General features: G+C 43.5%; 18 protein-coding genes. 6 read left to right on the forward strand and 12 right to left on the reverse strand.

Annotated features, from left to right (window positions below):
• The first annotated feature begins 55 nt into the window (after window positions 1-55).
• On the forward strand, window positions 56-1,138 hold the full coding sequence (locus D8S85_RS13215; RefSeq protein WP_106481079.1) for a TlpA disulfide reductase family protein: 1,083 nt from the start codon (window positions 56-58) through the stop codon (window positions 1,136-1,138).
• Window positions 1,139-1,216: 78 nt separating this feature from the next.
• On the opposite strand, the gene D8S85_RS13220 is transcribed toward D8S85_RS13215, so the two are convergent.
• Together D8S85_RS13220 and D8S85_RS13225 are read right to left on the reverse strand one after the other, a co-directional pair.
• Window positions 1,217-2,020: an outer membrane beta-barrel protein gene (locus D8S85_RS13220; RefSeq protein WP_106481080.1), complete on the reverse strand. Its 804-nt coding sequence runs from the start codon at window positions 2,018-2,020 to the stop codon at window positions 1,217-1,219.
• Window positions 2,021-2,040: 20 nt separating this feature from the next.
• Window positions 2,041-2,565, reverse strand: coding sequence for a hypothetical protein (locus D8S85_RS13225; RefSeq protein ID WP_127075218.1), 525 nt, complete (start codon window positions 2,563-2,565; stop codon window positions 2,041-2,043).
• A 71-nt stretch (window positions 2,566-2,636) separates the two neighbouring features.
• Between D8S85_RS13225 and dusB the strand changes: the two genes are divergently transcribed.
• Together dusB and D8S85_RS13235 are read left to right on the forward strand one after the other, a co-directional pair.
• Window positions 2,637-3,641 carry a tRNA dihydrouridine synthase DusB gene (gene dusB, locus D8S85_RS13230; RefSeq protein ID WP_106481082.1) on the forward strand — a complete coding sequence of 335 codons (1,005 nt, stop codon included), beginning with the start codon at window positions 2,637-2,639 and terminating at the stop codon, window positions 3,639-3,641.
• 29 nt (window positions 3,642-3,670) lie between these two features.
• The gene (locus D8S85_RS13235; RefSeq protein WP_106625099.1) at window positions 3,671-4,282 is read left to right on the forward strand and encodes a nitroreductase family protein; all 612 of its coding nucleotides are present in this window, start codon (window positions 3,671-3,673) and stop codon (window positions 4,280-4,282) included.
• Between the two features lie 120 nt (window positions 4,283-4,402).
• Here D8S85_RS13235 and gltX read toward each other — a convergent pair whose 3' ends face one another.
• From gltX to pyrH, 9 genes are all read right to left on the reverse strand, one after another.
• Window positions 4,403-5,926, reverse strand: a complete 1,524-nt coding sequence (gltX, locus tag D8S85_RS13240; protein ID WP_106481083.1) for a glutamate--tRNA ligase — start codon at window positions 5,924-5,926, stop codon at window positions 4,403-4,405.
• Between the two features lie 19 nt (window positions 5,927-5,945).
• Window positions 5,946-6,266 (reverse strand): hypothetical protein, encoded by a 321-nt coding sequence (locus tag D8S85_RS13245; protein WP_106481084.1) that lies wholly within the window; start codon window positions 6,264-6,266, stop codon window positions 5,946-5,948.
• Window positions 6,267-6,435: 169 nt separating this feature from the next.
• Window positions 6,436-7,590 carry a 1-acyl-sn-glycerol-3-phosphate acyltransferase gene (locus D8S85_RS13255; RefSeq protein WP_106481086.1) on the reverse strand — a complete coding sequence of 385 codons (1,155 nt, stop codon included), beginning with the start codon at window positions 7,588-7,590 and terminating at the stop codon, window positions 6,436-6,438.
• A 196-nt stretch (window positions 7,591-7,786) separates the two neighbouring features.
• The gene (locus tag D8S85_RS13260) at window positions 7,787-8,983 is read right to left on the reverse strand and encodes a pyridoxal phosphate-dependent aminotransferase (protein ID WP_106481087.1); all 1,197 of its coding nucleotides are present in this window, start codon (window positions 8,981-8,983) and stop codon (window positions 7,787-7,789) included.
• 109 nt (window positions 8,984-9,092) lie between these two features.
• Window positions 9,093-10,235 carry a nucleoside recognition domain-containing protein gene (locus D8S85_RS13265; RefSeq protein ID WP_106481088.1) on the reverse strand — a complete coding sequence of 381 codons (1,143 nt, stop codon included), beginning with the start codon at window positions 10,233-10,235 and terminating at the stop codon, window positions 9,093-9,095.
• A gap of 22 nt (window positions 10,236-10,257) precedes the next feature.
• A complete protein-coding gene (locus D8S85_RS13270; RefSeq protein ID WP_106481089.1) occupies window positions 10,258-11,277 on the reverse strand; it encodes a porin in 1,020 nt (339 codons plus the stop codon).
• Between the two features lie 101 nt (window positions 11,278-11,378).
• On the reverse strand, window positions 11,379-12,080 hold the full coding sequence (locus D8S85_RS13275) for a Crp/Fnr family transcriptional regulator (RefSeq protein ID WP_106481090.1): 702 nt from the start codon (window positions 12,078-12,080) through the stop codon (window positions 11,379-11,381).
• A gap of 17 nt (window positions 12,081-12,097) precedes the next feature.
• A complete protein-coding gene (gene dxs, locus D8S85_RS13280; protein WP_106481091.1) occupies window positions 12,098-13,984 on the reverse strand; it encodes a 1-deoxy-D-xylulose-5-phosphate synthase in 1,887 nt (628 codons plus the stop codon).
• Window positions 13,985-14,037: 53 nt separating this feature from the next.
• Window positions 14,038-14,742, reverse strand: a complete 705-nt coding sequence (gene pyrH, locus D8S85_RS13285; RefSeq protein WP_106625100.1) for a UMP kinase — start codon at window positions 14,740-14,742, stop codon at window positions 14,038-14,040.
• A gap of 132 nt (window positions 14,743-14,874) precedes the next feature.
• Between pyrH and D8S85_RS13290 the strand changes: the two genes are divergently transcribed.
• Window positions 14,875-15,609, forward strand: a complete 735-nt coding sequence (locus tag D8S85_RS13290) for a glycosyltransferase (RefSeq protein WP_106481092.1) — start codon at window positions 14,875-14,877, stop codon at window positions 15,607-15,609.
• 50 nt (window positions 15,610-15,659) lie between these two features.
• Entirely contained in the window at window positions 15,660-16,271 is a 612-nt protein-coding gene (locus tag D8S85_RS13295; protein WP_106481093.1) for a lipid-A-disaccharide synthase N-terminal domain-containing protein, read from the forward strand.
• Here D8S85_RS13295 and D8S85_RS13300 read toward each other — a convergent pair.
• Window positions 16,221-17,816, reverse strand: coding sequence for an ArnT family glycosyltransferase (locus tag D8S85_RS13300; RefSeq protein WP_158641582.1), 1,596 nt, complete (start codon window positions 17,814-17,816; stop codon window positions 16,221-16,223). The two genes, D8S85_RS13295 and D8S85_RS13300, sit on opposite strands and share 51 nt — an antisense overlap.
• Window positions 17,817-17,994: 178 nt before the next feature.
• Between D8S85_RS13300 and D8S85_RS13305 the strand changes: the two genes are divergently transcribed.
• Window positions 17,995-19,632, forward strand: coding sequence for an ArnT family glycosyltransferase (locus D8S85_RS13305; protein WP_106481095.1), 1,638 nt, complete (start codon window positions 17,995-17,997; stop codon window positions 19,630-19,632).
• The last annotated feature ends 44 nt before the right edge of the window (window positions 19,633-19,676 follow it).

The raw sequence follows: 19,676 nt of genomic DNA on the forward strand, positions 1-19,676 counted from the left end.
GAAAAGGGAAATGGCTGATTTACTGAAGAAATGAATTTATTGATAATTTGAAATAATGAATAAAATTTTATTACTATTCAGTTTGATGATAGGTTCTACAATCGCTTGTAAAGCCCAAGAGGGTTATCAAATAAGTGGTAAAGTGGATGGAATTGCTGATGGAAAAATATTACTGGTAAGTGAGGAAAGCGGTAAACTTGATACATTGGCAACAACGTTGATTAACAATGGAGTGTTTATTTTTACGGGTAAGGTTAATCAACCTCTGGCAGCTTATCTTATGTTAGAAAATGGGGGCGGAGTCGTTCCTTTAATTCTTGAAAATGTTAATTTTATGGTGAACATAAGTAGTACTGGAGCGTTGATACAAGGTGGAAAGCAACAGGAAATCTTTAACTTGTTCAGTCGTAATAATATGAAACTTTTGCAAACTCAAAATCGGATTCAGCAAGAGTTTCAGCAAGCGGAGCAAACGGGTAATAAGAACCGGATGCAAACATTGAGAAAACAGTTTGAAGAAGCAGTTATTAATGCTCGACAAGAAGAGGAGCAGTTATTAAAACAATATGCAGATTCGTATGTCGCGGCTTATGTTGTTGCGGTTGGAGCGAGACAATTTGAATTGAAAACTTTGAAAATTCGCTATGGATTATTGGGTGATTCTGCAAAAGCAACGATTCCTGGACGTTTCGTTGCGGAACTTATTGCTGACATGGAACAATTTGAGGAAGGATATGTTGTTCCGGATTTCACCGTTACCACGCAGGTCGGGGATTCTCTTTCCTTGTATCCCGTAAAAGGTAAATTGAAGCTGGTTGTTTTCTGGGAGTCCACGGATTCTCTTTGTCGTGAGGAAAACGTGAATCTTCTTGATATTTACCAGAAATATCATTTGCGAGGATTGGAAATCATAAGTATTTCCCGGGATCAGAATGTACAGGTCTGGGAAAAGGCCATCCATATGGATGGAATGTTTTGGAAACAAGGAATTGATCGAAATTCAGTTGTTTTTAACCGTTATCATGTAAAAACAGTTCCTTTTAGCATCTTGCTGGATGGGGAGAATAAGATTATTGCCAAGGACTTGAAAGGAACAGAATTGCAAAAGAGAATCGGGGAGTTGTTAAAAAGGAAATGATTTTTTAGGTGCGTGCAAAAGAGGGTATTAATTTACGAATAAATTATACCCTCTTGCTTTATTTGTAAAGATGATAACTTAGAAATTTACCCCAAATCCAATCGTGTACGGGTGGATTTCCGGAGCTTTGCTCTTTTCCATCATGTTCGTAAGGGTGTAACTTCCCCATAATGCCAGTTTGCAATACCCGATACGAACCACGGCATCGGCTTTCACCGGATTCATGCTATAATTGCCGGAATTTTTCATACGACGGGTATCACCGTTTTCATTCTTGTAAACGATCTTTGTCTTGGTATGTAGTCTTAAACCGCCCATCACTCCGGCTGCCACGTAGGCTCGTTGGTATTGCTTGGCCGGGAATTGCCATTCGAAGATAAGAGGCACGGTTAAATAAAGGTTCTTGAAGGAACTCTTTTTGACATTTTCGATTTCCACCGGGTAGATTTGTCCGCCGTCACCACGTTTAATGCTGTTTTTGTTAGCAAAGCGGAAACGTTGATACTCTAATCCCAGACCGGTAACTAAACCGATGTTGTTTAGCTTGTTGAGGCGCATACTGTACTGGAACATGTTGAATTGCATGACAAGCGAATTCTTGCGTTCCAGCTCTAGATAGTCACCCGCATCGCCCAGTTTGTTGCTGACGGAGAAATCGGCAAAGCCCAGGTTGAAACCACTCCAGTGTCCCCGGAAACGCGGATTTTGACTACGTTGATAAACTCTACTATGTAGAGGATCACTTAGCACTTGTGTTTTCCAGGCTTCTCCTTTCTCCCGAAGATGTACATTCTTTATGGTATCGGTCGGATTCTTTTTTTCTGCCTGAGAAAAAAAGAAAAAACTGCATAATAATGTCAAGGTGATAATAATACTTTTCATGATATTATATTCTAATCTGTTTATTTGCGTGTGTTTTGATCGAATTTGACAGAATTGAAAAATTTATCTCGCTGGCTGTTGAGTTCTTCCAGATCCTCGGTTTTTCCGCCTATCGTGAGTTGGTACATACAATTATCCCGGAAGATGAATCGTTTGAAATAGGTCATTTCTTCCCCGTCTTTCATGATCGTGTATGATATTTCCCGGATATCCGTCTCCGCATCGGGAATCCTTTTCTCCCCGGTGAGTTTTGCCGTGGGCATGGAAACGGATTCTTTTTTCATGGATATGTATAGCTGGTTGATCGTGTACTCGTCCAGCACCCCTTTTTCTTTCGTTAACTGGGTACAAACGACACCGAACACACAGGTAATATTTTTGGTTTGGAATATCCATGACCGCATATTGTTTACCTCTTTCTTAAAGCGCTCTCCGCGACTGGGGAATGAAAACGAGATGTAATTATCCCCGTTTATTCTTACCCAACCGTCTTTTTCGGGAGCCAGACAGAGGAACCCGATAAGTATTATTTTAAGTATCAACATATCCATTCTCTTTATTTCGTGAGTTAAAGATAGAAATTATTATTTTTGTGGCAAAACTTATTTAATTGAAGATGATTGTTGGAGGAAAAGATGTAGGAGATCGGCCGTTGATTCTGGCCCCGATGGAGGAGGTTACCAATCCCCCTTTCCGGAAATTCTGTAAACGCTACGGGGCCGATTGGCTCTACTCGGAATTCGTGTCGGCGGATGCGTTGGTACGTTCTATTAACAAGACGGTTAAGAAGTTGACGATAGAGGAAAATGAACGTCCGGTGACGATACAGATTTACGGACGGTTTATTGATTCTATGGTCGAGGCGGCCAAAATCGTTGAAGAGGTTCAACCCGATTTTATTGATATAAATTTTGGTTGCCCGGTGAAACGGGTGGCCGCGAAAGGGGCAGGGGCAGGAATGCTCCGGGATGTGCCTTTGATGGTGGAGATGGCCAAACAGATCGTGCAGGCGGTGAATATTCCGGTAACGGCAAAGACTCGATTGGGGTGGGATTGCGAGCATATTATTATTGATGACGTGGCAGAGCGTTTGCAGGATGTCGGGATCAGTGCCTTGGCAATACACGGACGGACCCGCTCGCAAATGTATAAAGGAGAGGCAGACTGGGGACCTATTGCCCGGGTAAAACAAAATCCTCGTATCAAGATTCCGATCATCGGGAACGGGGATATAGATTCTCCACAGAAGGTCAAAGAGGCTTTCGAGCGTTATGGCGTTGATGGGGTGATGATTGGACGTGCAACGATCGGGAAGCCTTGGATTTTTGAACAAATTAAACATTATTTGGCAACAGGAGAGATTTTACCGGAGTTGTCTGTTGCGGCCCAGGTTGAGATTATCAAGGAACAGATTCTGTTGTCCATGGAATGGTTGGATGAGGTGAGAGGTTTGTTCCATATGCGGCGTCACATGGCTTGTATGTTTAAAGGTTTGCCTCATTTTCGGGATTTGCGGATTCAAATGTTGCAGGCTCCTACCATTGAAGAGTTGTGGGGAGTGTTTGATCAGATTGTAGAGCGCTACGGTTCCATGGATCCCAACGATAGGGTGGATGAGTAAGTATAAAAACAAATTAATATTGAATGGAAATGAGAAAATTTAATACCTTTTACCTGTTGCTTGCCGTAGTATTGGTAATTGTAATTTTAAAAACATCGTGTATGGGAGAGCAGAAACAAGATGAGGCAACTTTGAAATCAAAGGCTGTCTTGGAAAATATCGCCGAGCGGAAAAGTGTTCGGAAGTATTTGAACAGGAGTGTAGAGGAAGACAAGATCGATGCCATGGTGAAGGCCGGAATGGCAGCTCCTTCCGGGATGGACAGACGTCCGTGGGAGTTTGTTGTCGTGACGGATCGGGTGGTGCTTGATTCGATGGCTGCAAAATTACCTTACGCTAAAATGTTGACAGGGGCTCCGTTGGCTATTGTTGTTTGTGGTGATACGACACGTTCTTCTTACTGGTATTTGGATTGCTCTGCGGCAACACAGAATGTATTATTAGCGGCAGAGGCTCTAGGACTTGGAGCCGTGTGGACGGCGGCTTATCCTTATGAAGACCGGATTGATGTTGTACGTCAGAACACGGGCTTGCCTGAGCATATCGTACCTCTTTGTGTGATTCCAATCGGTTACCCGGATGGTCCGCAGAAAGTAAAAGATAAGTTTGACCCGCAACGGGTGCATCGGAATAAGTACTAATTCTCGGCGGAATTTTATACGCTTGTCCATAGCTTAGGGATAGCGAATGTATTAGAAAAAAAGCAACGTCAGAAAGATTCACGGACCTTTCTGACGTTGTTATGTGTATTGTCTTCAGAGTTATTTCAGTGTTGATATAATACGATGAAGACGTGTTAAAGTTTCTTCTTTTCCTAGGATTTCGATAATATCAAACATGTGCGGGCCATCAGCAGAGCCGATAATAGCCAAGCGGAAAGGGTTCATGATCTTGCCGAATCCGACTTCTTTGCTTGCAACCCATTCTTTCACGGCTTCCTCCGTGTTGGGAGAGGTGAATTCGGATACTTTTTCCAGTACGTCGATGAGTTCTTCCATGAGGGCCGGAGTTTCCTCTTTCCAGCTTTTCTTCACCCCTTTTTCGTCATAAGTTTGAGGGGCATGGTAGAAATACTGGGATGAATTGTAGATATCTGCAACGAAGTTGGCTCTTTCTTTCAAAAGACGACAAATCTTTTCCAGTTTTGCCATGTCGTAAGAAATCCCGTCTTTTACTAGGAATTCGTTTAACTGAATGGCTAGTTCCGCATCGCTTTTTTGTACCAGGTATTTGTGATTGAACCATTTGGCCTTATCGGGGTTGAAACGAGCACCCGATTTGTTCACGCGTTCCAGCGAGAATTGGTCACACAATTCCTGTAACGTGAAGATTTCTTGTTCCGTTCCGGGATTCCACCCCAGCAATGCCAGCATATTGATGAAAGCTTCCGGCAGGTAGCCGTCTTCTTTGTACCCGTGCCATTTTTCTCCGGTTTCGGGATCGGTGAATTCCATTGGGAATACCGGGAATCCCATTTTATTTCCATCGCGCTTGCTTAACTTTCCGTTGCCCACGGGTTTCAGTATTAAGGGCAAGTGAGCGAATTCAGGCATGGTATCCTCCCAGCCGAAAGCACGGTATAGTAGCACGTGTAGCGGAAGTGAAGGTAACCATTCTTCCCCGCGGATCACGTGGGATATTTTCATCAAGTGGTCGTCAACGATGTTTGCCAGATGATAAGTAGGCATTCCGTCTGCTTTGAACAAAACTTTATCGTCAAGTAGAGAGGTGTTAAAATGTACCTCACCCCGGATAATATCGTGTAGATAAAGATCTTCGTTTTCCGGCATTTTGAAACGGATCACGTAGTTTGCCCCGCTATCCAATAGTGTCTTAACTTCTTCGGCACTCATGGTTAGCGAGTTTTTCATGTTCTTCCGGCTGATGGCGTTGTACATGAATGTTTCGCCTTTTGCCTCGCAGGCAGCCCGTTGCGCACTAAGTTCTTCCGCGGAATCAAAAGAATAGTAGGCATTTCCCGATTCCACGAGCTGAAGGGCGTATTGTTTGTAAAGCGGTTTGCGTTCACTTTGGCGATAGGGGCCGTATTCCCCTCCCACGCCCACACCTTCATCGACGGTAAGGCCGCACCATTTTAATGATTCGATAATATATTCTTCGGCGCCCGGCACGTAGCGGGTTTGATCCGTATCTTCAATTCGTAATAAAAAATCACCCCCGTGATGACGGGCAAATAAATAATTGAAAAGGGCTGTTCTCACACCTCCTAAATGAAGGGCTCCTGTTGGACTGGGAGCAAATCTTACTCGTACTTTTCTATCCATTGTTTCTTGATTTTGAATATTATGCCTGTTCGTTTGTTTCCTGGTTGTTGTCGAAATCGAAATCCTCGTCTGAAAATGGTTCCGTGTCTTTCGGTGCTTTTTCCTGTTCTAGTAATTGATGTAACAGGTCTTTGGCATATTTAATGGCATAACGTTCCGCTTCACTTTTGGAGTTTATGCCACTCTTTATTTGTTCCGCGTAACTGAACGGGCTATCCGGCCCTTCGGTAAGAAGATAGAGGGTAAAATTACTATGTCGATCCCGACTTTTACTGGTCAGTCCAAACCACATTTCGATCGTGCGATCTTCCAAATATATATTGCGCTTGAACTTGTACATTACCTTCTGGTTTTAGGCGGATTTTTGAAATTCAGAATACCTACGGCTACAGCTAGAGAAGCCATGGCACCCACGTTGACATATACCGCCGTGCGATCTCCACCATGATACATGCTGAGTACGCTGGAAATCATGATCAAGAAAGCGGCTAAGATTAATAAGTATTTGGCTATTCGCATAGGGGTGATGAATAATTGTGTTCAATGGAATTTTTAACGGGGTTGGCATAAATTTCAAGGAAGATGTTGTTCAGAATAGAACGGTTCCCTTCTAATTTATCCAGTTTTTCAGCCATCACGCGGATAAAGTTTTCTTTTTCCTCGTCATTGTATTTGGATGCGAATTTGTTCGTGCTATGAAGTAGATCATAGGCAATATAATTATTCGGCCACAATTTGAAGTTCCCTTGAATGCGGGCATCCATGAACGCAGCAAGTTCCGCGATCCGGTCACTATTGTTGGCTTGTTCGTCGATCTCGATTAGTTCATGGTCGATGGGAGGGGTGATCGCGAAATGAACCCGTCCCTTGAAGCCCGATAAGCCTTGTTGCATGCTTCGCATATCGGCAGCCGGGGTTTTCACGTATTCTCCCACGGTTTTCTGGTATAATTCGTCTGTTTTCAGATCGTCACAAGGTTCCCATTCGTAGGAAATAGATACCGGAACAACCCGGAGTTCTTTAAAGTTTTCCACGAAATCTTTGGGACCACTCATGCGGAACATTTTCAACAGGCTATGCTGCGTGCGGTCGTCACCGTTCTTTGTACGTCCTTCTTTCTGGGCAATCCAGACGGAATCTTTATTTTCATAAATGACATCCCGCAAGTAGTGGGAACGTAGGTTGGCACTGGTAATCATATCTCTTACCGGAAGGCCGCGTTCAATGATGAAACAGGCATCCAGTTTGACCAAGTCGGTAACCCATTTATTGATCAATAGATTACTCCCGATGGCAGCCTCGCAGTAATGGCAGCCTCGCTCGCACAATAGTACGTTGAGGATGGCAGAATCCAGGATGATATCCCGGTGGTTGGACACAAAAAGATAACTTTTATCTTTTTCGATGTATTCCAAGCCAGTGACAGTAACTCCTTTGGTCGTTCCGGCAATTAACCGTTGAATGGTCGGACCAAAAAATTGAGCTTGAAATTGCTCTCTGCTCGTGATGCCTTTTAGTTGTTCTTGAATTTTGCTCTTATCAACTCTTGTCATTTGGGAGAAAAGAGACAGAAATTCTTCTGCTTGACTCAAGCGCTCTACGGCTGCTGGAATTTCTTCTCCGATATAGGGTCTGATCGCGTTAAATTGGGAATCCGAAGTCATGTTGTAATTTTAGTTATTAGAAATCACGAAACAAAGATAGGCAAGAAAATTGACATTTGAAAATTGACGGTTGAAAATGAGGAGAGGGAGCCCTAGTTTATACGGGTTATCCATTGGGGGATATAAAAACTGTGATTTAGCCATTAAATCTTGGCACCAAGAATGGCTAAATCACAGGATTTTTCAGCTTATCGTGTTATACTCTTCCGGGATATACTTCAAGAGCTTTGGCTAATGTTTCCATGGCTCCTTTCAATTCCTCGATTTTGAGTACGTAAGCGATACGAACTTCATTTTTTCCAAGCCCCGGGGTAGAATAGAAGCCGCTGGCAGGAGCAACCATTACGGTTTGTTTGTTGTACTCAAACTCTTCCAGCAACCATTTTGCAAATGTATCAGCATCATCCACGGGAAGTTTTACCACGGCGTAGAAAGCTCCTTTGGGTTTCGGACAAACAACTCCCGGCATTTTGTTCAGGGCTTCCACCATGAAATCACGTCTTTCGATATACTCGTTGTATACGCTTTCGAAATATTCGGTCGGGGTATCCAACGATGCTTCGGCAATGATTTGTCCGATAGCCGGGGCACACAAACGAGCCATACCAAACTTCAAGGCTGCAACCATTACTTCTTTGTTGCGGGTTACTAAAGCTCCCACGCGCAATCCGCATTCGCTATATCTCTTTGAAACGGAATCCAAGAGGATAACGTTTTGTTCGATACCTGCCAACTGCATGGTGGAGAAATGCTTGTAACCGTCATAACAGAATTCACGATATACCTCGTCTGCATACAAGTACAAATCATGTTTTTTCACGATAACCGCCAGTTGTTCCAATTCTTCTTTAGAATACAGGTAACCTGTCGGGTTATTCGGGTTCACGATCACGATTCCTTTCGTGCGAGGAGTGATTACTTTCTCGATTTCACTGATTGGGGGTAAGGCAAAGTTATTCTCGATGGAAGAAGTAACTGTTTTTACCTTCACGCCGCACATTAAAGCGAAAGCCGTGTAGTTTGCGTAGAATGGTTCGGGGATGATAATCTCGTCACCCGGGTTTAATGTAGACATGAAAGCGATCGTGATGGCTTCGGAGCCTCCGGTCGTGATCATGATGTTGTTTTCATCGATATTGATACCGATGTTTTGGTAATATTTGGCTAATTTCTTCCTGTAGGAAATATTTCCTGCAGAGTGAGTGTATGCAATCACTTTTTCGTTACAGTTTTTTAATGCCTGTAATGCAACATCGGGAGTTGGAATATCCGGTTGTCCGATGTTCAAGTGGTATACTTTGATACCCCTTTCTTTAGCTTTGTCCGCGAACGGAACGAGTTTACGGATGGGCGAAGAAGGCATCGCCATTCCTTTTTCTGAGATCTGTGGCATAAGTTATTTGAGTTTAAATTTATCCTGTACAAATATAGGCATATTGCGTGATTTTAAATCAATATGTTCCTATTTTTTAATGAGAGATAATGCCTAATTGTTTTTTCATTTAAAATAAAGAGACTAAAACATATAGCCAATGTGCTGTGACGCCTGCCACTAGACCACCGACGGTGTGCGACAAGATAGCTTTGGAGGTCAGTTCCCGGTAGCCGAGCGAGTCGAGCATGGCCGTGTGAGTACTAAGATATCCACTCCAACACATTCCAATGGCAGTAAATACGGCAATGGCATTTCCGTCTATCCAGCCTTCTGTCAAGAAATTGGGAACCAATCCGAGGGCTGCTCCTACCGCACCCAAGGCTGTGATGGGGAATGCAATCAAGTGCGGATCTGTGAATCCGAACAGCCAGCGGAAGATAAAATCTACTTTATTGGCCAGCCAAGGAAGAACTTCAACCCCTTGGTAAGCGGCACCCGTGTATCCGTCTGCGCCCGGGCCAAAGGTCAGTATCATAACCAGTGTGGAAATGATCAGCACTCCCGGAATGATGGCGATACCGATGTCAACCCCCGTTCGTCCCCCATCAAGCAGTGAGTTGAGGATTCGTAAAAAGAGCGTCTTTTCTTCTTTGCACTCCACTTCTACGACAATCTCTTCATCGCAGGCATTTTCTTCCGCGTATTGTGGGTGTGATTTCAGAATGGCGCGTTGCATCAGACGGGTGGAGACGATACAGCCTATAAATGCTCCGAATAGTCCGATAAACGGTTCAAGAAAGAAACCTTGTCCTATCATGAAAACAATGACCAACAGACCCATACCGAAGGCGGTTCCAAAGTTGGTCAAGGAGATAAATTGATACTTTTTGAAAAAATTGCTGAAGCGCTTGTCCTGAGACAACGAAATGATGGCCGGGTTGTCTGAAAGGAATGTCATCACGGCTCCCAAAGAAGCCACTCCCGGCAGGTTGAATAACGGGCGCATCAGTGGACGTAGCATTTTTTCAAGCAAGTTGACAACGCCAAATTCGACAAACAATCGTCCGAGAGCACCGGTTATGACGCAGATGCCCATCAAATAGAACACGGTATTTAGTAATAAATCATGGGCCGTTTTCATGATGGTATTCAACATATTCGGCGTCCCCATGACAGAAGCAATATACCCGAACAGGGCAAAGATTACGGCAAGGCAAACGATTCCGCTAGGAATGGCTTGCCAGCACCGGCGAAGAAAATTTGCAGTCATAATTTATAATACGGATTAAAATTTATTTTTTGTTCATGAATGAAAGAAAGTCAACTTTCCATTTTATTCCTATGCTTAGCATGTTTTGTTCGGGAAGGATGGCTCCTTCCGTGTTTCCGTTGTGACCGAAAGCGTAAGAATAGAAAGCGTGTAAGCGTAAATTCCTATTGTTTTTTATCGGGTAAAATTCTACCCCGCCGCCCACGTAAGTAAGTTCCGTGCCGGGGAGTACGCAATAGTCTGCCCCCACCTGAGTCCTGTTCACATCATAGGTCACTTTCCCGAATAAGTTAAAGCTTTCCGATGGACGATAGGAGAGTTCTCCCATTACGGAACAATTCTTAAAAAAGTATGTCTGATGATCGGCAGCCCGGTTCATAAAATCAAGTTCCAAGGCGGTTTTCCCGAACTCTAAACGATGTCCCAACGCGATGTAGTTGATAAATTTGTCGGGTTGATACTCGATCATGTTCACGGAATAGATGGTGTTGAACCAACCGTGTGCACCGATCCACATAAGATTGTAAGCGTACATATCGTCCGCGTAAGCACGGAAAGGACTTTGGCAGAGTTGAAACATTACTTTGTCCTTCCCGCGGTTAAAACTGTAGTCTGCACTAATTCCCATTTGATAACAAGGAATGTTGTTCCAATATTCCGAACAGAAATAGAGGTCTATAGGAGCGCGGTCGTACTCGTAGCCCCCGATGCCTACAACTTGCTTACCCACCGATAGACTCCACTGTTCATCGGGGCGATAGGTTAAATACAGCCAATCTGTGGCATCAAAAAAACTTTGGTCCGAGTGGGCTTTGTTAAGACGTTGCCTGTAGGAATAGGAAAACTGCTTTGCGATCGTTCCGCTGATAATAACGTTTAAATATTTTCCTTTAAATCCGGAATTGGAATGGATAGATGTTCCGTCTACATACTCGCGTTGATAGTCTATACGCGTTTCTGCTTGTAACTTTAGTAACTCTTCTTGAGCTTGTGCAACAAAAAAACAAGTACCCCAAAGTAAAGTGAGGAGTATTTTCTTCATATCTTTAAATAGTGATTTAATTTTGCGGCCAAATAACAAAAAAAGAGTAAATTAACCAAAGAAAAAGAGAGAAAAAACAATTTTTGTAAATATTGCAATCTTCAACCGTTTGTGATTTGTTGTAATTTATCTTGCTGTAATAATTTTATTTTTCTCCCCTTTATTTCGACAATTCCTTCGTTTTTCAAGTCGGAAAGTAACCGGATAAGTGTTTCCGTGGCGGTTCCCACGAAATTGCTCAAGTCTTCCCGCGAAACGTTAAGTTTTAACGTGCCATCTTCTTCCTGTCCGAAATCCGAGGCTATCAATAGCAAGATTTCTGCCAACCGGGCTTTCACGGATTTTTGGGCGATATCCCGGATGTAATGATTAGCCACTCCTAGTTCCTCGCAGGCAATTTGCATCATTTCATAAGCGAAATTGGGACTATGGGTGATTATGTGCATCAAAGAAGTATTGGGAATATAACACAAGGTACAGTCAGAAATGGTTTCCACTGAAGTACAGGCAGCTTCATTGCGGATGACAGAACGGAACCCGAAAATATCTCCTTCTTTCCCGAAACGGATGATTTGATCTTTTCCGGCCACTCCGGTTTGAAAGATTTTCACGATACCCGAAAAAAGGAAATAGCAACCCTTGATGCGGGCTCCCTCGTTATAGATATACTCTCCTTTTTTGTGGAATTTAATGGTGGTGTCAGCGAACAAGGCCTCGATTTCCGAGTCGCTTACGTTTTTAAATGTCAGCTTGAATTTGCCGATACATTCGCTTACGTCTGGTAATAAAGCCTCTTCTTTCATAATTAATCTATTGTTGTTTATATCGAACAGATTGTCTGATAGATGGATTCGCAATCATACCCGCATTCGTGGTAAAGTTGTTGCTGGCTTCCATGTTCCACGAAGTGATCCGGGATACCGAGCCGCACTATTTTAGCCGAATAGCCGTGGTCCACCATAAATTCGATTACTGCACTACCTAATCCTCCGACAATTGTTCCGTCCTCTAAGGTAATGATTTTTTTGAACTTGCGAAAGATACTGTGAAGTAATTCTTCATCTATCGGTTTAAGAAACCGCATATCGTAAAAAGCGACGGATCGGTCGGTCGTCTTTTGTATCGCTTTTAGGGCTTCATTACCGATAGCTCCAATAGAAATAATGGCAATGTCGTCACCTTCGATTAGGCAACGGCCTTTGCCGATGGTTAATTCTTTAAAAGGAGTACGCCATTCTATCATGCTTCCACAGCCTCGCGGGTAACGGATGGAAAAAGGTCCCTGATCTGGTAGTTGAGCCGTGTACATCATATTTCGTAATTCTTCCTCGTTCAACGGGGAGGCAATCGTCATGTTGGGGATACACCGGAAGCTCGCCAGGTCAAATGCCCCGTGGTGCGTGGCCCCGTCGGCTCCGACCAAACCTCCTCGATCAAGACAGAATACAACGTTAAGCTTTTGAAGAGCCACGTCATGAATGACTTGATCGTATGCGCGTTGCATGAAAGAGGAATATATGTTACAGAACGGGACGTAGCCTTGTGCTGCTAACCCGGCTGAAAAAGTAACGGCGTGTTGTTCGGCAATCCCCACGTCAAAACACCGATCCGGCATTTCTTTCATCATGATGTTCAAGGAACATCCGCTAGGCATGGCTGGTGTTATCCCCACGATCTTGGGGTTCGTGTGTGCCAGTTCCAGTATGGTGTGTCCGAACACGTCTTGAAATTTAGGCGGGGTGTTAGGTTTACTCTCTTTAATGATTTCCCCGGTTTCTTTATTGAATTTCCCCGGTGCATGCCATGTCGTTTGGTCAATCTCTGCTTGTTTGAAGCCTTTCCCCTTCACCGTGATACAGTGCAAAAGTTTGGGACCTTTTATATCCTTCAGATCCCGCAGTACTTTGATGAGGTGATTCACGTCGTGCCCGTCCACGGGGCCGAAGTATCGGAAACCAAGGGCCTCGAACAAGTTACTTTGACGTAACATGAGTGATTTGATACTATTATCTATTTTCTGGATAAAGTTTCGGGCACCCGGACTGATTTTGTTGATCCGTCCGAGGATATGCCAGATGTCATCCTTGAGCTTGTTGTAAGTCTTTGAGGTCGTGATGTCCAGTAAATACTCGTTTATCCCGCCCACGTTGGGATCGATGGCCATGTTGTTATCATTTAGAATGACTAACAAGTTGGCGTTGTTTATGCCGGCATTATTCAAACCTTCGAAAGCCAATCCTCCGGTCATGGCACCGTCGCCGATGATGGCAACCGACTGGCGGTCTTCCTCACCGTTCATCTTGGCCGCGACAGCCATGCCTAAAGCGGCAGAGATAGATGTCGAGGAGTGTCCCGTTCCGAAAGCGTCGTATTTACTTTCACTTCTTTTCGGAAAACCGCTAAGGCCTTTGTATTGCCGGTTGGTAGAGAAATTGTCCCTCCTGCCGGTCAAAATCTTATGAGGATAAGCCTGATGGCCGACATCCCATATGATGTTATCGTAAGGGGCATCAAACACGTAATGTAATGCTACCGTCAGTTCAACAACTCCCAGCCCGGCACCGAAATGCCCTGGGTGTTCCGAACACTCGTCAATGATTTTCTCCCGTAACTCCTTGCACAATTGAATCAGGTCATCTTCCGGCACCTTTTTCAAATCATCGGGAGAATTTATAGTATTTAGTATATTTCTTTTTTCTTCACTCATGATTAATTATTGAAAACAACAGGGGAACTTTTCTTTTCATTCCCCATTTTCAATTAGTACACGATGGTTCCGATATTTTCTCCCAGAATGACCTTTTTCAAGTTTCCCGGCTGATCCATGTTGAACACGATAATTGGTAAATGATTCTCTTTACATAGCGTTGTTGCCGTCAAATCCATGACTTTAAGTCCCCGGTTGTATATTTCATCATACGTGATCTTGTCGAATTTCGTCGCCGTAGAGTCCTTTTCTGGGTCAGCCGTGTAAATTCCGTCCACGCGGGTTCCTTTAAACATGGCGTCTGCCTCGATTTCGATGGCTCTTAAGCTACTGGCCGTGTCGGTCGTGAAGTAAGGATTTCCCGTACCCCCGCTGATGATTGTCACGTGTCCGGATTTCAAATATTCCATGGCTTTGGCTTTCGAGTAGAATTCCCCGATAGGCTCCATGCGTATGGCCGTTAGCACCTTGTTTTTACAACCTTCATTATCCAAGGCGGAACTTAAAGCCAAACTGTTAATTACGGTGGCCAACATTCCCATATTGTCCCCTTTTACCCGGTCAAAACCTTTATTTGTTCCACTCAGCCCTCTAAAAATGTTTCCTCCTCCGATGACAATTCCGATCTGGATTCCCATTTCCGCGATTTCATGAATTTGGCGGGCATAGCTTTCCAAACACCGGGTGTCAATACCATATTTTTGCTCGCCCATTAAAGATTCTCCACTGAGTTTTAACAAAATTCGGTTATATTGCATATCTTTGTTCGTTTTAAATTTTATAACAAAAACCAGAAAAAAACGTTGTTTCTGCACGCAAAAACATAACAACAAAGCTAATGATTTTTGTTATAACTATAATTTAAATTCATAATATAAATTTTTCGGCAGATGAATAAGACCGCGAACTATCAGTTAACTATCATTGTTCCAGTGTATAACGAAGAAGGGAATATCTTAAGGTTAGAAAAAGAATTGGGAGAGTTTTTAAAGAATGCGAAGGTGACTTCTTGCGTGTTATTCGTGAACGACGGTTCGAAAGATGATAGCGAACGTTTGATTCGGGACGTTTGTGGGCGTAACGAAGCATTTTTCTTTTTAAACCTGGCTCGAAACGGGGGATTAAGTGCCGCCATGAAAGCCGGTATCGACAATAGTTTCTCAAGATGGGTCGGCTACATCGATGCTGATCTCCAAACAACGCCACAAGATTTTAATAAATTGTTGGAGTTCGTGGATCAATATGAGATGGTCATGGGAATCCGTACCGGACGGAAGGATAGTTTCGTCAAGAATATGTCTTCTCGTATCGCGAATGGCTTTCGCCGAATGATGACGCACGACGGTGTCGAAGATACAGGTTGTCCGTTAAAGGTTTTGAGAACGGATTATGCCAAAAGGATTCCCTTCTTCACGGGAATGCATCGTTTCCTGCCAGCCTTGATCCAATTGCAGGAAGGACAAGTGAAACAGGTCCCGGTACGCCACTTCCCGCGTATTGCCGGAAAGTCAAAGTACAACCTGGCCAATCGTTTGGTGGGACCGTTTAAGGATTGTTTTGCTTACCGCTGGATGAGAAAAAGATATATCAACTATCAGGTAGCCGAGAATAATTTGAATTCTTGAGATATACTTCCTGGTTTTTAGTTTTATCTTTAAACTTTTTAGTTTGTAAAATGATATACGTTATAGGATTTCTTGCTCAGGTGTTTTTCTCCGCCCGGATTCTTTTACAATGGTTCTTGTCTGAACGGGCTAAAAAAGTAATCTCTCCGGCTATTTTCTGGCAGTTGAGTATCGTGGGGGCTTACCTGTTATTTGTATATGGATGGTTGAGGGATGACTTTGCCATTATTCTGGGGCAAATCATATCTTATTATATTTATATTTGGAATTTGGACAAAAAGCACCAATGGAAAAAATTGCCGGTTATCATCCGGACGCTATTGCTTTTGACCCCGGTGGTGGCAATTCTATACATGCTTAAAGATGCGGGTATCTTTGTTGATCAGTTCTTTCGGAACGAAAAAATCCCATTGTGGCTCTTGGTTTATGGGTCTATGGGGCAGATTATTTTTACCCTGCGTTTTGTTTACCAGTGGATTTATTCCAAGCGAAAAGACGAATCACTTCTGCCGATTGGCTTTTGGGTGATCAGTCTTTTCGGTTCTTTAATCATCGTTTCTTACGCTATTTATCGGAGTGACCCCGTGTTAATTCTAGGGCAGTCAACCGGATTAATTGCTTACAGTCGAAATATTTACCTGTCCAAAAGAGCCGGGGACTAATGAGTCGTCCGGGTGGATAAGGTAAAAGTTGCCGACCTTCTCGTGATGGACTTGTTGAATCCAATTGGAGAGCACCGGGGAACGTGTAACATTCTTTTCTTTGACAAAAATCATGCAGTTGCCTTTCCGGTAAATATTAAACAATGAATCCTCGCTCGTGATCTTCATGGCCTCTTCGTGCAAATAGACATCCATGTTCTCCCCGCCGCGAAACTTGTAATAATAATAGTGGTCAATATGCTCTTCCTCGCATATGTGATGCGCTTCGGTAGCCATCGTTGTAAGACCGATGTATGGATTAATTCGGGGTAAGGCGAAGGCTCCCGTGAACAACGTGGACAGAATACCCAGTGCGACACAATTAATAGCCTGGAATACCCGCTTGCGATATAGCATGTAGCAGGCTGTCAAACTGAAGATGAACAAGGTTATGATGGCCACGTAAATAAATGGTGAGTCGGGAACATTGAACTTGTCGCGGATAAAGAATGTCGCGATGGGAGCGATGGTAAGCACTGCCACCGGAATATACACGGAAAATGCAACCCATTTCTCCTTGATCTTGGGGAGTAACAAGATTGTCAGATACGTGAAGAACGGGAACAGGGGCAACATGTAGATATCCAGTTTCCCGCTGAACAGGGAGAGAATCACGAAAGTGGAGACAATTGCCGTAAGAAAAAGTTTTTCTTTATCTGTCGTGAGTACTCTCTTTTTTATCGCGATAAGGATTGTCGCGATGTACAGGATAGACCAGGGGGCCACGGAGTACCAGAACGTCACCCCGTAATACCAGAATGCTTTTTTGTGATCGAACGAATCAACCGCCCGGTTTATGGTTTGATGAAAAAGAAGGTTGTTCAAGTAGGTTGCTCCGCCCTCAAGATAAATTCCGAGAAACCATATCGCGCAGCATCCCAATAAAATTCCCCATTCCAGCCAACCGAAATACCGGCCGAGAGAACGGATGTCTCTTTTTACCAACAGGAAGACAAACATGGTAATCAAGGGAACGATAAACCCAATCGGCCCTTTCGAGAAAATCGCCATGAATATATAAAAAGGTAACAAGAACCGATCCCTTGGCCTCCCCTTCCCCGAATAGCGTTTATAAAACGTGTACAGGGCAAGAAGAATAAACATGCACATCAACATATCCATCCGCAGCACAAGCCCCGAGCCAATAAAAAATGCACTTGTGAAAAGCATTAGCGAACCGCTCCATCTCAGGGATGGGGTGGTATCTTCTTCAACCCATTTATTCATGATATAAATGGAAATCAAGGCGGGAATGATGGAAAAAAGCGAAAGGCTGAACATATTGTATTCTCCCCATATCCACTTGCTTAACATGAATAGCCAGAAATAAAGGGGCGGTTTGTCCGCATAGAGTTCTCCCTGATGATAGAAAGTAAAGAAGTGCCCGTCTCGTAGGGCCTCGTCAACGATACTAAGGTACTTCAGTTCGTTGTTTGGTGTAAAATCCCGTAGGATCAACACGGGAATCACCAAAATAAGCAATATAAAATATCGTTCAATTTTCATGATTGTTAGTATGTAAATCCTTTTCACGCCAAAACAGTTCCGAAATATATACCAAAAATGTTTCTTTTTTGTTACAGCTGGAGAAAAAAATTCTTCCAGCATTATTTGAAGGATATGCTCTTGGAAATAGTTTTATTATTATAAATTTGCACTCTAATCTAAACGTGTACATAAGATTATGCAGAAAAATTATATTCATTATCTCTTTATTCTTGTCGTTTGTTGGTTCGCTTTTTTCGTGAATAACGGTTCTGTTTATGAGGATATTATGGAGTCCCGTAATTTGGTTACGGCACATGAAATGATTGAATATGACAATTGGTTGGTACCCACGATGAACGGTGAATTGCGTTTGGAAAAACCGCCTCTTCCGACATGGGTTGCCGCGGGAATCGAGTATTTACAACCGGATAATATATCTTTGCAGCGTGCTGCTGCGGGAATTATGGCCACGATGATGGCTTTTTTCCTCTACTTCCTTGCTTTGGCCTTAAGTGGTAACAGACTGTTGGCTTTACTCTCCGCGTTAGTGTTGGCAACGAGTTTCAATGTCATTATGGCAGGACGGGTGGCAACATGGGACATTTATTGCCATAGCTTCATGTTGGGTGCTATATTCTTCTTTTATCGGGGAATAAAGAGCGTGCGAACGAGTTGGGCTAATTTTATCTGGGCCGGGGTATTCTTGGGGCTCTCTTTCCTTGGTAAAGGACCTGTGGCATTCTATGCGTTATTGTTGCCTTTCCTGATTTCATATATATGCATCTATCGGCCTTCTCTCAAGGGAAAAGGTGGGCCTATCGCGGTCATGTTGCTGTTGTTTATCGTTATCAGCTTTTGGTGGCCGCTTTACTTGTATGTATTCCACCGGGAGACCGCTTTATCCGTGCTAGCAAAAGAATCGACGGCATGGATCGAGAGAAATGTTCGTCCCTGGTATTACTACTGGTTGTTCTTTGCCGAGTCGGGAATCTGGGCGCTATTCCTCTTGACCGGTCTGTGTTGGCCATGGTTGAAAAAGAAAGTTCGTATGCGTAAGGAATACACGTTTGCTGTTTTATGGATCGTGGTTACCTTGGTCATGCTTTCTTTTTTCCCGGAGAAAAAAACTCGTTATCTCTTGCCGTTATTAATCCCGGCAGCGATGGTCGTGGCGCATTATATCGTTTATATATTCATGGCGGCAAAAGAGAAAACGCTTACCGCGGGTGATCGAATCGTGTTCCGTGTGAATGCTTTTATCCCGGCGTTAATCGCTTTAGGAATGCCGGTTGCCATTTATCTTTTATTTTATCGGGAAGGAGAAATCGGGTTGTCTCTTTTGATTATCGTTTCGCTCCTGTTCCTTCTTGCTGCCTATTCTATTTTCGCGGGAGGAGTTAGAATTAAATCGATGAAAGTATTCACGGGAGTGGTATTGCTGTTGATTCTTGTGGAAACTCTATTGATGTCTCGTGTCGCCAACATGTTCAATAACACGGAAATCAAGAGTATTAAAGCTGTTCGTCAGATTGAAGAGTTACAGCATCTGCCGTTCTATTATCCGGCCGATGAGGAATTGAGAATCGAACTGGTATATGAAGCCGGTCGTCGCATATTACCTTGGGACATGAAAAGTGATACGACCCTCTTGAACTCTCTGCCTATCGTGTTGGTTTCCGGTAAGCCTGCCTCCGAGGTCCTTCCTGCCGGGATGCAGGAGAAAGTGAATCTGCGTTTAATAGATGTCTACGACAATAATAATCGTCCGAAAACAGATAAAAAACGCTATTCCCCTAAATTCGTCCGTTACGTGACCATCTTGGAGAAAAAGTAAAAGAAAAAGAATATTCTCGCTAAGAGAGAGTTGGTTTCCTTATC

The organism is Butyricimonas faecalis (genome assembly GCF_003991565.1).
GTDB classification, from domain to species: Bacteria; Bacteroidota; Bacteroidia; order Bacteroidales; family Marinifilaceae; genus Butyricimonas; species Butyricimonas faecalis.

Bases quoted from the DNA above. Each gene is read 5' to 3' on its own strand.
- D8S85_RS13215 (WP_106481079.1), top strand. From the start codon at position 56: ATGAATAAAATTTTATTACTATTCAGTTTGATGATAGGTTCTACAATC.
- D8S85_RS13220 (WP_106481080.1), bottom strand. From the start codon at position 2,020: ATGAAAAGTATTATTATCACCTTGACATTATTATGCAGTTTTTTCTTT.
- D8S85_RS13225 (WP_127075218.1), bottom strand. From the start codon at position 2,565: ATGTTGATACTTAAAATAATACTTATCGGGTTCCTCTGTCTGGCTCCC.
- dusB (WP_106481082.1), top strand. From the start codon at position 2,637: ATGATTGTTGGAGGAAAAGATGTAGGAGATCGGCCGTTGATTCTGGCC.
- D8S85_RS13235 (WP_106625099.1), top strand. From the start codon at position 3,671: ATGAGAAAATTTAATACCTTTTACCTGTTGCTTGCCGTAGTATTGGTA.
- gltX (WP_106481083.1), bottom strand. From the start codon at position 5,926: ATGGATAGAAAAGTACGAGTAAGATTTGCTCCCAGTCCAACAGGAGCC.
- D8S85_RS13245 (WP_106481084.1), bottom strand. From the start codon at position 6,266: ATGTACAAGTTCAAGCGCAATATATATTTGGAAGATCGCACGATCGAA.
- D8S85_RS13255 (WP_106481086.1), bottom strand. From the start codon at position 7,590: ATGACTTCGGATTCCCAATTTAACGCGATCAGACCCTATATCGGAGAA.
- D8S85_RS13260 (WP_106481087.1), bottom strand. From the start codon at position 8,983: ATGCCACAGATCTCAGAAAAAGGAATGGCGATGCCTTCTTCGCCCATC.
- D8S85_RS13265 (WP_106481088.1), bottom strand. From the start codon at position 10,235: ATGACTGCAAATTTTCTTCGCCGGTGCTGGCAAGCCATTCCTAGCGGA.
- D8S85_RS13270 (WP_106481089.1), bottom strand. From the start codon at position 11,277: ATGAAGAAAATACTCCTCACTTTACTTTGGGGTACTTGTTTTTTTGTT.
- D8S85_RS13275 (WP_106481090.1), bottom strand. From the start codon at position 12,080: ATGAAAGAAGAGGCTTTATTACCAGACGTAAGCGAATGTATCGGCAAA.
- dxs (WP_106481091.1), bottom strand. From the start codon at position 13,984: ATGAGTGAAGAAAAAAGAAATATACTAAATACTATAAATTCTCCCGAT.
- pyrH (WP_106625100.1), bottom strand. From the start codon at position 14,742: ATGCAATATAACCGAATTTTGTTAAAACTCAGTGGAGAATCTTTAATG.
- D8S85_RS13290 (WP_106481092.1), top strand. From the start codon at position 14,875: ATGAATAAGACCGCGAACTATCAGTTAACTATCATTGTTCCAGTGTAT.
- D8S85_RS13295 (WP_106481093.1), top strand. From the start codon at position 15,660: ATGATATACGTTATAGGATTTCTTGCTCAGGTGTTTTTCTCCGCCCGG.
- D8S85_RS13300 (WP_158641582.1), bottom strand. From the start codon at position 17,816: ATGAAAATTGAACGATATTTTATATTGCTTATTTTGGTGATTCCCGTG.
- D8S85_RS13305 (WP_106481095.1), top strand. From the start codon at position 17,995: ATGCAGAAAAATTATATTCATTATCTCTTTATTCTTGTCGTTTGTTGG.